The following is a 16,143-nucleotide window of genomic DNA, read 5'->3' on the forward strand; positions in this document are numbered from 1 at the left end:
GGTCGGACTCGGACGTGCCGCGGAGCAGCCTGCCGGCGGGATCGGCGCACCGGCGCCCGACCGGGTACGGCTGTGGACGACGGGAATGCCTGTGGACAGCCGCCGATCGCCCGGCCGATCTGCTATGGACCGTTCATCGCCGACGACCGTCCCTTATGCACGGATGTGTCGGTGCGAGGCAACGGCGGCGACCGTTCCCGCGATAATTCACCGACAGCGGTGTTCGGGTGAAGAGATGCCCGGTCCGACCGCAGAGAGAGGAACGGGGATGCAGAAGACCTGGCGGAGGGCGGCCCTCGCGGCCAGCCTGTCGATCACGGGGGCGCTGGGCGGGCTCGTCGCCGCCGCGCCGGCGCAGGCGGAGACGGTGCCACTCGAGCTGGGGCTGGCCGTCGCCCCGGACGGCATGGCCAGCACGATCAGCGGCAAGGCGATCGTGCACGGCACGGTGACCTGCAGCCAGCCGACCACGGTCACGGTGGGCGGCACGGTCGACCAGGTGGTCAAGAAGGTGCTGGTCCGCGGCCGCTTCGGGGCCCTGGTCGACTGCACCCCGGGCGCACCTGTGGCGTGGACGGCCGCGGCGACCCCCATCGACACCACGCCGTTCGGCAGGGGCGCCGCCGAGGTGAGCACCGAAGCGTCCGCCTACGACGCCGATTACCAGCAGTACTTCGTCTACGACACCTCGATCGTGGACCTCGTCAAGTCCTGACCAACGGTGACGCGGGCGGCCGGACCACCACGGTCCGGCCGCCCGCCCACGTGGCCGTCGGCGTACCCGACGGGTCAGCCGGTCCGACCCGGTGCGTCCACGATCTTCCCGGCGACCCGGACCAGCTCGACCTCGACGTCGCCCTTCTTCAGCCTGACCCCCTCCGGTGTCGTGTGGTCCTCGACCACGACGGTCCGGCTGCCGAGGAACTCGTGGGTCGTCGGGTCGAGCAGGATGTCCTCCTGCCGCCAGCCGTCCAGGACCATGCCCACGGCGATCGCCGGGCGTCCGTCGAAGTCGACCGGCTCGCTGGACCGGGTGACGCCGGGGATCAGGGCGAGCGCCCGCAGCAGGGTCGCCTTCACGCCGGGTGGCAGCACGTTGTCCCGCAGCATCGAGTCGATCAGCAGGTACGGGACGGCGTCGTCACCCTTGCCGGACGGGCCCTGGGCCCGCAGCCAGTCGAGCAGCGCCCGCGGATCGGTGGGCAGCCCCGCCAGCGCCGGGTAGTCCTGGGGCGGCATGACCTGCGGTAGGTCCGAGCTCTCCTGGCTGACCTCGAGCTTGCCGTCGACCATGACGGCACTCTGCCGGCCGTCGGCGCGCTGCCACGACCGCGTCGTCTCGCGGGTGGCCTGCCCCTTGTCCTGGGCGAGCTTGCCCCGGACGATCCGCAGCTCGACGTAGGTCCACTGATCCGGGCGGGGTGGGGTGAACGGCTCGGTCTCGGCGTGCACGGCGGCCAGCTCGAAGGTCTGCGCGACCGACCCGCTCGCCACGTACGGCACCTGCCGGCCCGGCGGGTTCACCGGGCCGAAGCCACCGACCGCCACCACCCCGGCCACCAGGGCGGCGGCACCGAGGGCGGCGAGACCGGACCGCCACGCCCAGCCCGGCACACGCCGGGCGGGCCTGCGCCCCTGCGGCACGGTGGCCCGACGTTCGGCGATCCGGGCCAGCAGCGCCGCCCGGGCCCGGTCCTGAGCGTCCGGCGAGGGCGGCTCGACCTCGCTCCAACTCTCCCGCAGCGCGGTGATGTCGTCGATCACTCGGAATCCTCTCCGGTTGCCGTCGGGTCGGTGCCACCCAGCGCCGCCCGTAATCTCTTGCGCGCCCGGTGCAGCCGGGACCGGACGGTGCCGGCGGGAATCTCCAGCGCGCGCGCCACTTCTTCGCAGGTCAGGTCCGCCCAGGCGACCAGCAGCACCACCTCCCGGTCGGCCGGTGCGATCTCCTCCAGCGCCGCCGCGAGCCGCCCGCGCACGGCCTGCGCGTCCAGCCGTACGGCGACCTGGTCGGCCGTCCCGTCGTGGCGGTCAGGGCCGTCGGCGGCGCGCTCCGCCCGGGCCAGCGCCCGGTACCGTCGTGCCTCGGCCCGTTGATGCCCGGCGATGAGGTTGGATGCGATGCCGAACAGCCAGGGCCGGGCGCTGTGCTGCGTGGTGTCGTAGCGCCGCCAGTGGTCGAATGCGACCAGGAACGTCTCCGCCGCCACGTCGTCGGCCAGGTCGCGGCCCAGTCGCCGGGTCGCGTAGGCGTGGATCGCCGGGTAGTAGCGGTCGAAGATGGCGTCGAACAACGCCGGATCCCCGTGCATCCGGCTGATGATCTCGGCGTCGGTCTGCTCGGCGGCGGTGCACACGTCTCGTGTCACCACACCCATGGATTCTCCTTCTGTCCTGCATCCCTCCTACACGGCCGAGGGCTCACCTCTACTTCGCCGACGGCGGCGCAAGTGTTCGCGACGGCTGTGGGCCATGCCAGTGGTGAGCTGCGGCGGCGCGGAACAGACCCCGAAAGGGACGACCCCCGTCGGGGGGAGACGGGGGTCGTCGTGAGGTTCGGCTCCGGGGGGGTCGAGCCGAACCCACTCAGCGGTCACGGGGGGTGCAACCGCCGAGGGTCCATATTCTTTGCGATCGACGGGACGTGAACTCTCGTCGCGAGCACAAGCATGCCGCAATGGACCCTTATACGTCGAGTGGTGTTCACTCCACGCAACGCTAATTTGTGCCCCACGGGTGTGACAGCCGTCACTCCCACGAGTGCACCCGTCGGATCGGGCGGCTCCGGGAGCCCCCGGGGGACCAGCCGAGCGTGCCCCGTCGGGCTAGACTTTCGCGCCGTGGGCCGGAGTGCCGCTTTCTTCGATCTCGACAAGACCGTCATCGCCAAGTCGAGCGCACTGGCGTTCGGTCGGCCGTTCTACCGGGACGGGCTGATCACTCGCCGTGACGTGGTCAAGTCGGCGTACGCGCAGCTGATGTTCCGGCTGGGCGGCACCGACGAGCAGACCATGGCCCGGACCCGGGACTACCTCGCCACGCTCTGCAAGGGCTGGCCGGTGGAGCAGGTCCGCCAGATCGTCGCGGAGACGCTGCACGAACTGATCAACCCCTACGTGTACGCCGAGGCCGCCGCCCTCATCGAGGAGCACCAGGCCGCCGGGCGGGACGTGGTGCTGGTCTCCGCCTCCGGTGAGGAGATGGTGCGCCCCATCGGCGAGCTGCTCGGGGTGACCGACGTGATCGCCACCCGGATGGCGGTGGCGGAGGGCCGTTACAGCGGCGAGGTCGAGTTCTACGCGGCCGGCCCGCGCAAGGTCGACGCCGTCGGCGAACTGGCCCTCGAACGGGGCTACGACCTCGCCGACTCCTACGCCTACTCCGACTCGTACAGCGACCGCCCGCTGCTGGAGTGCGTGGGGCACCCGACCGTGGTCAACCCGGACCGGGCGCTGCGCAGGCTGGCCGTGGAGAACTCGTGGCCGGTGCTGGAGTTCCGGCACCCGGTGCCGCTGGGACGGCGGCTGCGGGAGCGCCCCGCCGTGCCGGTCGCCGCCGCGGCCCTGGGCGTGGGCGTCGGCGTGGCCATCGGCATCGCCTGGTACGGCCGGCACCGCCGCACCCGCGCAGCCACCACCACCCCCACCGCCTGAACCGGGCCGAGCAGCGCGGCGGCTCAGGAGGCGGCGAGGATCTCGTCGCCGATGAGCGTGATCTGCTCAGCGCCGACCTCGACGGCGGCCATGTAGTGGCGCAGCCAGGAGCGCAGCCCGTCGGGGGTGCCGGTGGCGAAGGCGCCGGCCGCGCCGACGTACTCGGGCTCCCGCTCCCGGTGGCCGACGTCGACGGCGACCAGCCCGCGCGGGTCGAACCCGGTGGAGATCAGTACCAGTCGGGCGGCGGCCCGCGCCACCACCCCGGACGGGCCGGCGAACGGGCGCAGGTTCAGCAGCTCACCGTGCACCACAGCGGCCAGCACCAGCGGCGGCACCTTCGTGCCCCCGGCCACCAGACCGGCCAGCCCGTCGAGGCGGGCCGCCACCACCGGGTCGGCCACCGGGCGGCCCAGCTCGGCCTCGGCCACCACGTCGCGGGCCGCGAGCACGTGCAGCCGGGCGAGCGCCTGGCGCGGCGCCTTCGGCCAGAGGTCGCTCAGCCCGGGCAGCGCCCCGGCCACCCGCAGCGCGCCCTGGAGCAGCGGGTCGGTGACCGTGCCGGCGCGTACCTCCTCGCGCTCGTGCACCCGGCCCTCCAGGGCGGCGCTGGCCACGGCCGAGCGGAGGCTGACCTCGGCGGCCACCTGGCCGCCCTGGCGGCGCAGCGCGCGGTGCCGGTGGGCTTGGTCGACCCGGTCACGGGCCTGCTCGACGGCGGGCGCGATGTCGGCGAGCGCGAGCAGCGGGGCGAGCGGGTCGGTGGTCACCCCGCCACGCTAGCGATCCCCGCACCTCGCCGGAGCGCCAGCCGCCGGGAAGCGACGCGAACCACTCTCCCTTACTGCTCGGCGCGCCCGAAGGGCCACTGGGCGCGTGGCGGGTGACCGGGCGGTCGCGGCGGGGGGTTCGCCGGGACTAACCTCTCCCGAGTAGGAGACGCAGGTCACGCGATGAAGGAGTCACCGCATGAGCGAGGCTTTGGCCAACTTGCTGAACGAGACGCGCCAGTTCCCGCCGCCGGCCGAGCTCGCCGCGAACGCCAACGTGACCGCGGACGCGTACGGTGAGGCGGCCGAGGACCGGCTCGCCTTCTGGGAGCGCCAGGCCGGGCGGCTGCACTGGGACCGGCAGTGGGACCAGGTGCTCGACTGGTCGAACGCGCCGTTCGCGAAGTGGTTCGTGGGCGGTCGGCTCAACGTGGCGTACAACTGCCTGGACCGGCACGTGGAGGCCGGTCGCGGCGACAAGGTGGCGATCCACTGGGAGGGCGAGCCGGGTGACACCCGCACCGTCACCTACGCGGACCTGCACAAGCTCACCTGCCAGGCCGCGAACGCGCTGACCGAGCTGGGTGTCACGGCCGGCGACCGGGTGGCGATCTACCTGCCGATGATCCCCGAGGCCGCGGTGGCGATGCTCGCCTGCGCCCGGATCGGCGCCACGCACAGCGTGGTCTTCGGCGGCTTCTCGGCCGACGCGCTGACCAACCGGATCCAGGACGCCAGCGCCAAGGTGGTCATCACCGCGGACGGCGGCTTCCGCCGGGGCAAGCCGTCCGCGCTCAAGCCGACCGTCGACGAGGCGGTGGCGAACTGCCCGTCGGTGGAGCACGTGCTGGTCGTCCGCCGCACCGGCGAGGAGGTCGCCTGGTCGGCGAAGGACCGCTGGTGGCACGAGACGGTGGAGACCGCCTCGCCCGAGCACGCCGCCCAGCCGTTCGACGCCGAGCACCCGCTGTACATCCTCTACACCAGCGGCACCACGGCCCGGCCCAAGGGGATCCTGCACACCACCGGCGGCTACCTGACCCAGGCGTCGTACACCACGCACGCGGTCTTCGACCTCAAGCCGGAGACGGACGTCTACTGGTGCACCGCCGACATCGGCTGGGTCACCGGGCACTCCTACATCGTCTACGGCCCGCTCTCCAACGGCGCCACCCAGGTCATGTACGAGGGCACCCCGGACACCCCGCACAAGGGCCGGTTCTGGGAGATCGTCGACAAGTACAAGGTCACCATCCTCTACACCGCGCCGACCCTGATCCGCACCATGATGAAGTGGGGCGAGGACATCCCCGCCGGCTACGACCTCTCCTCGCTGCGCCTGCTGGGCAGCGTCGGTGAGCCGATCAACCCGGAGGCGTGGATCTGGTACCGGCAGTACGTCGGTCGGGGCGAGCTGCCCGTCGTCGACACCTGGTGGCAGACCGAGACCGGCGCGATCATGATCTCCCCGCTGCCGGGCGTCACCGAGGCCAAGCCCGGCTCGGCGATGACCGCGCTGCCCGGCATCGTCGCCGACGTGGTGGACGACCAGGGCCAGTCGGTGCCCAACGGCGGTGGTGGCTACCTCGTGCTCCGCGAGCCGTGGCCGTCGATGCTGCGCACCATCTGGGGCGACGACAACCGCTTCATCGAGACCTACTGGTCGCGGTTCGGGGCCGGCGCCAACCAGGGCGACGACTGGGTCTACTTCGCCGGTGACGGGGCGAAGAAGGACGACGACGGGCACATCTGGCTGCTCGGCCGGGTCGACGACGTGATGCTGGTGTCCGGCCACAACATCTCCACCACGGAGGTGGAGTCGGCGCTGGTCAGCCACCCGTCGGTGGCCGAGGCGGCGGTGGTCGGCGCGACCGACCCGACCACCGGCCAGGCGATCGTCGCGTTCGCCATCCCGCGCGGCAGCGCGGAGATCTCCGGTGAGGCCGGCGAGCGGCTCATCGCCGACCTGCGCAACCACGTGGCGAAGACGCTCGGCCCGATCGCCAAGCCGCGTCAGATCATGCTGGTGCCGGAGCTGCCGAAGACCCGCTCCGGCAAGATCATGCGCCGGCTGCTGCGGGACGTCGCGGAGCACCGGTCGCTCGGCGACGTCACCACGCTCCAGGACTCCTCGGTGATGGACCTGATCTCCTCGGGCATGGGGGCCGGCAAGTCCGACGAGGACTGAGCGCAGACGTAACCCTGACGGTGGGTGGCGGTCCGGACGGGCCGCCACCCACCGTCGTTCTGTTGAGACACCTGTCGGAAATTCGGTGGAGGTTCGGCAGGCTGATCGGCCAGAGGCTATGTCGCCCCCTGTCGATGGAGGCACTCTTCGGTTAGGTTCAGCCGCATCGGACCGGTTCGACGGGGGTCGCTACGACCGCGACCGGCCGGTTCCCCCTCCCATGCCCTACGAACGGAGTGGCATGCACACATTTCCACGGTCCGGGTCACGCCGACGCCTACTCGTCGCGCTGCCCGCCATCGCCCTCGCCGCCACGTCGCTGACCGTGACGGGCAGCGCGGCCGCCCAGACGTCCGGCAGCGCTCGGGCAACGATCGGGGCGGACGACTACTACATCAACTACGCCGAGCCGGAGGTCCAGCCGGACACGGCGGGCAAGGAGGTCAAGGGCAAGGACGGGGTCTACACCAGCCCGGTCGACGCGGCGCGGGCCTACGACCGCAAGTTCGCCGGCGGCAACCCGAAGGCCGCCCGGGAACTGGCCAAGCTGGAGGCCAAGGCGATCAAGACGGGGCAGAGCCCCCGCCAGATCAAGCAGGCCAAGGGCACCCAGACCGCCAAGCTGCTGACCCTGCTGGTGGAGTTCAACGACCAGGCGAACGACGACTTCACCAACGTGTACGTGCCGAAGACGGTCTTCGAGGACCGGAGCTGCGTCCTCGGCACCGTGCAGAACGGCCCGAAGCACAACCAGATCGCCAACCCGGCGAGCCTGCCGCACAAGGACAACAACTCGATGTGGGTGCCGGACTTCTCCCCGGCGCACTACGACAAGATGCTCTACACCAAGGAGGGCATCACCGAGCGGGTCCGCACCGACCTGACCGGGCCGGACGGCAAGCCGGGCATCGACATCTCCGGGCGCACGATGCACAACATGTACCTGGAGATGTCCAAGGGCGCGTACACGGTGGACGGGCAGGCCAGCCCGTGGATCACCGTGCCGCACTCGGAGGGCTGGTACGCGGCCTCCCGCTGCTTCAAGGACGAGAACGGCAACTGGGTCGCCGGTCGTGAGCAGTCCATGAACGGCCACCCGGACAACCCGCAGGGCGCTGGCCGGCTGGCCACCGACGCGGTGGACGCGCTGGCCAAGATGGACCCGAACTTCCCGTGGGCCGACTACGACATCGAGGACCAGGGCGACGCCGACGGTGACGGCAACGTCAACGAGCCGGACGGCGTGATCGACCACCTGGTGCTGGTGCACGCGAACCAGGGCAAGTCCCGCGGCGGCGGCGACGTCGGCGTGTACTCGGTGTGGGCGCACTCCTCGACGGTGGCGGGCGGCTACACCATCCCGGGCACCAACAAGAAGGTCGCGAACTACATCGTGCAGCCGGAGGACGCCGGCGTCGGTGTGTTCGCCCACGAGTTCGGCCACGACCTGGGCCTGCCGGACCTCTACGACACCTCCGGCAACGCCGACTCGGACGTCGACTTCTGGGACCTGATGGCCTCGGGCTCGCACAGCGGCGAGATCTTCCAGGCGCTGCCCACCCACATGGGCCTCTGGGACAAGTGGGTGCTCGGCTGGGCCGAGCCGCTGACCCTGAACCCGGGTGACGACCCGCGCTCGGTGCAGCTGGGTCAGACCTCGAACACCCCGGTCGGCACCAAGGACGGCATCAAGATCAACCTGCCGAACAAGGTGATCACCCTGGCGCAGCCGCACAGCGGCGCCAACATGTGGTACTCCGGCGCCGACCAGGACTGGGCGGACGTCAAGCTGAGCCGGACGGTGACCGTCCCGAACGCCGCGGACGCGAAGTTCTGGATGTGGAACAACTACGTCATCGAGGCGGACTGGGACTACGGCTTCCTGGAGGTCTCCACCAACGGTGGCGCCACCTGGTCCGAGCAGAAGGTCTACGACGCCACGGGCAAGCTCGTCACCACCAACGACGGGTACGCCGACCCGAACGGCCGGATGGTCGACTTCGGCAACAAGAAGTACGGCCTGACCGGTAGCACGGGCGGCTGGCGGCACGACTACGTCGACCTGTCGGCGTTCGCCGGGCAGACCATCCAGGTCCGGCTGCGGTACGCCACCGACGAGGCGTTCGTGGAGCGCGGCTGGTTCGCCGACGACTTCTCGGTCACCGGCGGCGGCGCCACCACCTGGAGCGACGACGTCGAGGGCGGCGCCAACGGCTGGACCCAGACCGGCGGCACCTTCACCGACACCACCGGCGCGGGCTGGCACACCGACGGCGGCACCCAGGTCAAGGCGCACTACTACCTGGCCGAGTGGCGCAACTTCGACGGCTTCGACAAGGGCCTGAAGTACGCCTACGACACGGTCTACTCGCACGAGGCGTGGAAGGTCGACAAGCTCTCCTACAACGCCCCGGGCATGCTGGTCTGGTACCGGGACACCGTGCTCGGCGACGTCAACCACGTCACCGGTCAGATGACCGCGCTGCCCAGCTACGGGGCCAAGGGCGGGCTGCTGATCGTCGACTCGCACAACGACCCGCTGCGCCGGCAGGGCGAGGCGGCCGTCAAGGACCCGTCGGTGCTGGACAACCTGCCCAGCCGCCCGCAGTCGTCCAACGCGGCCTTCTCGCTGGGCTCCACGTACCCCTTCAAGGAGTGCCTGGAGGCGGCCGACGAGCCGTACAGCGAGTACTGCACCAACTTCGCGGCCCAGGCTCCGGTGTCGGCGTTCAGCGACGCCAAGGGCTGGTACCCGGGCATCGAGATCCGCAACGGCTCCGCGTACGCCCGGGACAACGACGCCTCGGTCGTCATCCCGTCGCGGGGCAACGCGAAGTACACCACCCGGGTGACCAACCCCGACGGCACGCCGGCTCCGGCGTACTACGGGGCCACCCTGGGTGGCGGGGCGATCGTGCTCGGCACCGGCAACCCCGGTGACGCGGGCGTCGCGTACGGCGTCTCGATCACCATCAAGCGGGCGGCCTCGGACAACTCGTACGCCACGGTGTACGTGACCCCGGCGACCCCGTGACCTGACACGCCGAGGGGCGCGTCGGAACCACACGACGGGGCCCGTCTGGAGCACACTGCTCCGGACGGGCCCCGTCCTTCTTACGCGTCGGCAATTTTTCTTCGCGACCGTGTGACATTTTCGCGGGCTGCTGCGCTCCCCTTGGGGGACCTCATAATCACCGTCACTCAATGTGATCGTGGCCAAAACGTAATGTGAATCGGCGTCGAAACGCTGGGCGCTTTCGCCCGGAATTGTCCGGGAAAGAAAGCCCGCTCACCGGGTGATTGACCGGTGACAACGATGCAAACACCTGTCATTGTGAGTGACGCATGACATGACAGTGATGGCTTTGGCTGCCTCTGCCATGTAACAGATCCACAAAGGAGGAGGACCTTTGAGGAGACGAGTCACAGCGGGCCTGGCCTCGGCCGCGGCCGCGCTGCTGGCAGCCGGTGTCGTCACGACGCCGGCGTCCGCCGCCCCGGCGGCGGAGCCCACCCCCGGCGTCGAGAAGGCCAAGCACAAGGACAACCTGGCGGATCCGAAGGCGGATCAGCAGCGGGAGGTCAAGAAGCAGGCGATCGCCGACCTGCTGCAGGGCAAGGCCAAGCTTCAGACGCGCAACGGCTCGAAGGTCATCCAGGTCAAGGACGACCTGTTCGTCGAGTACCAGCAGGCCCCGAAGACCGACCCGATCTTCACCATGCTGGTCAACTTCGGCGACAAGACCGACCCCCGCACCGGTGGAGCTGCCGGTCCGGTGGTCAACCAGATCCCCCAGCCGGACCGCAACTGGGACGGCAGCTCCACCGATGACAACAGCACCCTGTGGCGGTCCAACTTCGACCGGGCCCACTACATGGACATGTTCTACGGTGAGGGCGAGTCGTTCCGGGACTTCTACCTCAAGCAGTCCGGCGGTCGGTACACCGTCAACGGTGACGTGAGCGACTGGGTCACCGTTCCCTACAACGAGGCCCGGTACGGCAGCAACGCCATCTCCGAGGCCGACGGCTACTGGAACTTCATCAAGGACAGCGCCACGTCCTGGTACGAGTCCCAGGTCAAGGCCGGCAAGACGCCGCAGCAGATCAAGGACTACCTGGCCCAGTTCGACATCTGGGACCGGTACGACTTCGACGGCGACGGCAACTTCAACGAGCCCGACGGCTACCTCGACCACTTCCAGGCGGTGCACGCCGGTGAGGGCGAGGAGGCCGGTGGCGGCGCCCAGGGCGAGGACGCCATCTGGTCGCACCGCTGGGCGGCGTTCACCAACCTCGAGGGCAAGGCCGGCCCGGCCGGCAACCTCGCGGGCGGTGTGCAGATCGGCAACACCGGGATGTGGATCCGTGACTACACCACGGAGCCGGAGAACGGCGGCCTCGGCGTCTTCGCCCACGAGTACGGTCACGACCTCGGTCTGCCGGACCTGTACGACACCGCGGGTGGCGACAACGGTGTCGGCTTCTGGAGCCTGATGTCCTCCGGTTCGTGGCTCGGCCACGGCACCGACGACATCGGTTCGACCCCGGGGTACATGGACCCGTGGTCGAAGCTCTTCCTGGGCTGGCTGAACCACACCACGGTCGACTACGGCAAGGGCAGCACCCAGGTGACCCTGGGCCCGGCCGGTGACAGCGACGGGCCGAAGGCCCAGGCTGTCGTCGTCAACCTGCCCGCACAGACGCAGACCACGAACTACAACACGCCGTTCGGCGGGTCGTACGAGTGGTGGGGCGGCAGCGCGGACGACCTGAACGCCACGCTGACCCGCACCCTGGACCTGACCGGCGCGACCACCGCGTCGATCACCTCCAAGCTGCAGTACGACATCGAAGAGGACTACGACTACCTCTACGCCGAGGTGTCCGCCAACGGCGGCGCCACCTGGACCGACCTGAAGAACAACCTGGTCGACTCGGGTGACAGCGGCATCGACGGTTCCAGCAACGGCGCGTGGGTCGACTCGACCTACGACCTGTCGGCGTTCGCCGGCCAGACCGTGCTGTTCCGCTACCGCTACGCGACCGACGGTGGCGTGCACTTCGCCGGTCCGTTCCTGGACAACGTCTCGCTGACCAAGAACGGCTCGGTCGCGTGGACCGACGACGCGGAGACCCTCGCCGCGGAGTGGACCGCCAAGGGTTGGACCCGGATCACGGGCTCCGTGACCGACACCTACCCGCGCTTCTACATCGCCGAGAACCGGACCTGGTTCGGTTACGACGACACGCTGCGGTCCGGCCCGTACAACTACGGGTTCGCCAGCCGCCCGAACTGGGTGGAGCACTTCTCCAACCACCAGGGCATGCTGGTCTGGTACGTGAACTACGCGTACGGCGACAACAACACGTCGCAGCACCCGGGCTACGGCCTGAACCTGCCGGTGGACGTCCGTCCCGACAAGATCAACGTCGGCGGGCAGGGCACCATCACCAACCGGCGCAACGGCTACGACGCCACGTTCAGCCTGTACGCCAAGCCGGCGCAGACCTTCCACAAGAACGACGTGGCGGTCACCGTGCCGGCGCTCGAGCCGCAGCCGATCTTCAGCGACAAGGGCATCGGCAAGTACTGGAACTCGGGCAACCCGTGGAACTCGGTGAAGGTGGCCGGCACCGGCACCACCATCGAGATCCTCAAGCAGGGCACCACCCCGACCAGCGACATGGTCGTCAAGGTCACCAACTGATCGGGTAGCACCAGACGCGAGGGGCCGGTGGCGGCGACGCCACCGGCCCCTTTCGCGTACCCCGAAACCTTTCGCCCCAGCTCAACCCAGCCGATCGACCGATCCTGATGTGACGGTGAGGAGCGTTCCCATCAAAAAGTTGCTACAAATCGACGCGCCTGTCTTCCCACGCGTCACGGGAATGTCTATCTTCACCAGTGGTCCCACTAGTGGGACCTTCCACCGGCCCGTACCCCCGTTGGGCCGGTTCCCTCACACCGGAGGTACCACGTGCGCAAAGTCGCAGTGGGTCTGCTCGGGCTTTCGCTGACGGCGACGGGACTGGTGGCGGGCACGGCCGCCAGCGCCGCGCCGACGCCGAAGCTGCCGGCTGCCGCTCCGGCGGCGGCCGAGCCGCAGGCCCCTCACGATCTGCCGGACAAGCTCGAGGACAAGCGGCGGGCACTCCGCCAGGAGGGCCTCAGCGAGGTCCTGTCCGGCCGGGCCAAGGCCCAGAAGATCAACGGCAGCACCGTCGTCAAGGTCGGCGAGACCGCCGGCGGCGCGGCGGCGGCGGCCGGCGCCCGGACCGCCAGCAACAAGGCGGGCAAGAAGGACCAGTACGTCGAGCTGGCCCGGGAACGGACCGACAAGATCTTCGTGATCCTCGCCGAGTTCGGCGACGAGCGCGACCCGGCCTACCCGGACAAGGACATCAACCCGGACATCGCGGGCCCGACCGGGTACGACGGTCCGCGGCACAACGAGATCCCGGCGCCCAACCGGGCCGTGGACAACTCCACCGTCTGGCAGCCCGACTACAGCCCGGAGCACTTCCGCCAGCTGTACTTCGGGACCAAGCCGGGCGACGAGTCGCTCAAGCAGTACTACGAGGCCCAGTCGTCCGGCCGCTACACGGTCGACGGGCAGGTCACCGACTGGGTGAAGGTCAAGTACAACGCCGCCCGGTACGGCCGCTCGGACGACCCGATCGCCGACGACTCGGACGACCCGGCCAACGACCCGGCGGTCTGCGCGGACAACGTCTGCCCGAACACCTGGGACCTGATCCGCGACGCCGCCAACCAGTGGGTCGCGGACCAGAAGGCCAAGGGCCGCACCGACGCCCAGATCAAGGCCGACATGCAGTCGTTCGACCAGTGGGACCGGTTCGACTACGACGGCGACGGCAACTTCAACGAGCCGGACGGTTACATCGACCACTTCCAGATCGTCCACTCCGGAGGCGACCAGGCCGACGGTGACCCGCACCAGGGTGAGGACGCCATCTGGAGCCACCGCTGGGCGGCGTACAACACCTCCCGCGTCGGTCCGCCGAACTTCCCGATCGGCGGCACCCAGATCGGCAACACCGGCGTCTGGATCCGCGACTACACGATCCAGCCGGAGAACGGTGGCCGCAGCGTCTTCTACCACGAGTACGGCCACGACCTCGGTCTGCCGGACGACTACAACGTCATCAGTGGTGGGGACAACAACAACGAGCACTGGACCCTGATGGCCCAGAGCCGGCTCGGCGGCAAGAACGACCAGGGCATCGGCGAGCGTGGTGGCGACCTCGGCGCCTGGAACAAGCTCCAGCTCGGCTGGCTCGACTACGAGGTGGTCAAGGCCGGGCAGAAGCGCGACCTGAACCTGGGCCCGCAGGAGTACAACTCCAAGAAGGCACAGGCCGCGGTCGTGGTGCTGCCGCAGCGGGAGTACACCTTCCAGTACGGCGCTCCGTTCGAGGGCACCAAGCAGTACTTCTCCGGTAACGACGACGACCTGAACAACACCATGACCAGGACGCTCGACTTCACCGGGAAGACCTCGGCGGCGTTGTCCATGAAGGGCCGCTTCAACATCGAGACCGGCTACGACTACCTCTTCTTCGAGGCGTCGCTGGACGGCGGCAAGACCTGGGCCGCCCTGCCGGGCACGGTCAACGGCAAGCCGATCCCGCCGGTGTCCAACACCGACCCGACGCCGGGTCTGACCGGCAGCAGCGCGGGCAAGTGGGTGGACATCAACATCCCGATGGACGTGGCGGCGGGCAAGGTCGTCCAGTTCCGCTTCCACTACACCACCGACGGTGGGGTCTCCTCGGGCGGCTTCTTCGGTGACGCCATCACCGTGACCGCCGACGGCCAGACCCTGCTCAGCGACGGCGCCGAGACCGGTGCCGGGGACTGGGCGCTCGACGGCTGGAGCATCACCGGGGAGAGCTACACCCGGCTCTTCGACAACTACTACATCGCCGGCAACCGGTCGTACGTCTCGTACGACAAGTACCTGAAGACCGGCCCGTACTACTTCGGCTACGCGAACACCCGCCCGGACTACGTGGACCACTACGCGTACCAGACGGGTCTGCTGATCTCGTACTGGAACCTCCGGTACGCGGACAACGACACGTTCGCCCACCCGGGCGAGGGTCGTAACCTGATCATCGACGCGCACCCGCGGCCGATCTACAACCTGACCGGCGCCCCGTGGCGGGCCCGCGTCCAGGTCTACGACGCGCCGTTCAGCCTGAAGAAGGCGGACTCGTTCACGCTGCACATCAACAGCCAGCCGCAGTACATCCGTGGCCAGGCCGCGCAGCCGCTGTTCGACGACACCAAGCAGTACTGGTACCCGGAGCTGCCGAACCACGGCGTCAAGCTCCCGGCCACCGGTGTCAAGATCAAGGTTCTCCAGCAGGACGGCACCTCGATGAAGGTCCGCTTCTCCTGAGCCGCTGATCACCGCTACACCACGCGATGCCCGGGCAGGTCACCTGCCCGGGCATCGCCCTTTCCGGCGGCCGGACCCGCCGCGGTCCGTCCGGCACCGTCCCGGAGAATCCCCTGATCCTCGCCACCTGCGGGGCCGCCCGCGCCGCGCCCGCCCTAGGCTGTGCCCCATGACCGACCAGCGCGGCGGACCCGTCGACGAGTCCTGTGTCCTCCCCGAAGGGCCGTGGACACACCGGTTCGTCGGCGCCAACGGCAGCCGGTTCCACGTCGTCGAGGCCGGCACCGGCCCCATGGTGCTCTTCCTGCACGGCTTCCCCGAATACTGGTACGCCTGGCACGAGATGCTGCCGGCGGTCGCCGACGCCGGCTTCCGCGCGGTCGCGGTCGACCTGCGCGGCTACGGCGCGAGCGACAAGCCACCCCGGGGGTACGACGGCTACACCCTCGCCGCCGACGTGGCCGGGCTGATCCGGGCCCTCGGCGAGCGGTCGGCCACCCTGGTGGGCAGCGGCGCCGGCGGCCTCATCGCCTGGACCGCCGCCTCGTTCCACCCCACCCTGGTGCGGCGGCTCGTGGTGCTCGGCGCACCGCACCCGCTCCGGCTCCGGGCCGCCATCTTCGCCGACCCGCGCGGCCAGTTCACCGCGTCCACGCCCACGCTGAAGTTCCAGCTCCCCCGCTACGAGCACGTGCTGACCCGCGACGACGCCGCCGAGGTGGAGGCCATGCTGCGCCGGTGGGGCGGGCCACGCTGGGTGAACGGCCCCGACTTCGACGCGTACGCCCGCTGCTGCCGGGTGGCCATGCAGATCCCACAGGCCGCGTTCTGCGCGATGGAGGGCTACCGCTGGGCGTTCCGGTCGGTGCTGCGGCTGCACGGCTACCGGTTCGTCCGGCTGATGCAGAAGCCGCTCGTCACGCCGACCCTCCAGCTGCACGGCGCGCTCGACCGGGCCTCACTGCCGCGCACCGCCCAGGGCTCCGGCCGCTACGTCACCGCCCCCTACGAGTGGCGGCTGCTCGACGGGGTGGGCCACTTCCCGCACGTGGAGGCGCGGGACCTGGTGCTCGGCGAGATCCTGCGCTGGACGAAGTCCTGAC

The 16,143-nt window shown here is 69.9% G+C and carries 10 protein-coding genes; 7 read left to right on the plus strand and 3 right to left on the minus strand.

Features of this window, described 5'->3' with window-relative positions:
- The first annotated feature begins 268 nt into the window (after positions 1-268).
- Positions 269-715 (plus strand): hypothetical protein, encoded by a 447-nt coding sequence (locus IEY96_RS03275; RefSeq protein ID WP_189193284.1) that lies wholly within the window; start codon positions 269-271, stop codon positions 713-715.
- Between the two features lie 74 nt (positions 716-789).
- Here IEY96_RS03275 and IEY96_RS03280 read toward each other — a convergent pair whose 3' ends face one another.
- Positions 790-1,764, minus strand: coding sequence for a CU044_5270 family protein (locus IEY96_RS03280; RefSeq protein WP_189193285.1), 975 nt, complete (start codon positions 1,762-1,764; stop codon positions 790-792).
- On the minus strand, positions 1,761-2,378 hold the full coding sequence (locus IEY96_RS03285) for an RNA polymerase sigma factor (RefSeq protein WP_189193286.1): 618 nt from the start codon (positions 2,376-2,378) through the stop codon (positions 1,761-1,763). The genes IEY96_RS03280 and IEY96_RS03285 overlap by 4 nt, the downstream gene beginning before the upstream one ends.
- Before the next feature lie 462 nt (positions 2,379-2,840).
- Here IEY96_RS03285 and IEY96_RS03290 point away from each other — a divergent pair, with 462 nt between their 5' ends.
- A complete protein-coding gene (locus IEY96_RS03290; RefSeq protein WP_189193287.1) occupies positions 2,841-3,653 on the plus strand; it encodes an HAD family hydrolase in 813 nt (270 codons plus the stop codon).
- Between the two features lie 23 nt (positions 3,654-3,676).
- On the opposite strand, the gene IEY96_RS03295 is transcribed toward IEY96_RS03290, so the two are convergent.
- The gene (locus tag IEY96_RS03295) at positions 3,677-4,423 is read right to left on the minus strand and encodes a Fic family protein (RefSeq protein ID WP_189193288.1); all 747 of its coding nucleotides are present in this window, start codon (positions 4,421-4,423) and stop codon (positions 3,677-3,679) included.
- A 199-nt stretch (positions 4,424-4,622) separates the two neighbouring features.
- Between IEY96_RS03295 and acs the strand changes: the two genes are divergently transcribed.
- The 5 genes from acs (at position 4,623) to IEY96_RS03320 (ending at position 16,142) form a co-directional block, all read left to right on the plus strand.
- Positions 4,623-6,611, plus strand: coding sequence for an acetate--CoA ligase (acs, locus tag IEY96_RS03300; protein WP_189193289.1), 1,989 nt, complete (start codon positions 4,623-4,625; stop codon positions 6,609-6,611).
- A 241-nt stretch (positions 6,612-6,852) separates the two neighbouring features.
- The gene (locus IEY96_RS03305; protein WP_229791358.1) at positions 6,853-9,645 is read left to right on the plus strand and encodes an immune inhibitor A domain-containing protein; all 2,793 of its coding nucleotides are present in this window, start codon (positions 6,853-6,855) and stop codon (positions 9,643-9,645) included.
- 376 nt (positions 9,646-10,021) lie between these two features.
- On the plus strand, positions 10,022-12,322 hold the full coding sequence (locus IEY96_RS03310) for an immune inhibitor A domain-containing protein (protein WP_189193291.1): 2,301 nt from the start codon (positions 10,022-10,024) through the stop codon (positions 12,320-12,322).
- Positions 12,323-12,607: 285 nt separating this feature from the next.
- Positions 12,608-15,040 (plus strand): immune inhibitor A domain-containing protein, encoded by a 2,433-nt coding sequence (locus IEY96_RS03315; RefSeq protein WP_189193602.1) that lies wholly within the window; start codon positions 12,608-12,610, stop codon positions 15,038-15,040.
- 169 nt (positions 15,041-15,209) lie between these two features.
- Positions 15,210-16,142 (plus strand): alpha/beta fold hydrolase, encoded by a 933-nt coding sequence (locus IEY96_RS03320; RefSeq protein WP_189193292.1) that lies wholly within the window; start codon positions 15,210-15,212, stop codon positions 16,140-16,142.
- Position 16,143 lies beyond the last annotated feature (1 nt).

Source organism: Micromonospora fulviviridis (genome assembly GCF_014648395.1).
GTDB lineage: Bacteria > Actinomycetota > Actinomycetes > Mycobacteriales > Micromonosporaceae > Micromonospora > Micromonospora fulviviridis.

Coding starts and splice junctions, on each gene's coding strand:
- IEY96_RS03305 (WP_229791358.1), top strand. CDS start 6,853: ATGCACACATTTCCACGGTCCGGGTCACGCCGACGCCTACTCGTCGCG.
- acs (WP_189193289.1), top strand. CDS start 4,623: ATGAGCGAGGCTTTGGCCAACTTGCTGAACGAGACGCGCCAGTTCCCG.
- IEY96_RS03285 (WP_189193286.1), bottom strand. CDS start 2,378: ATGGGTGTGGTGACACGAGACGTGTGCACCGCCGCCGAGCAGACCGAC.
- IEY96_RS03320 (WP_189193292.1), top strand. CDS start 15,210: ATGACCGACCAGCGCGGCGGACCCGTCGACGAGTCCTGTGTCCTCCCC.
- IEY96_RS03275 (WP_189193284.1), top strand. CDS start 269: ATGCAGAAGACCTGGCGGAGGGCGGCCCTCGCGGCCAGCCTGTCGATC.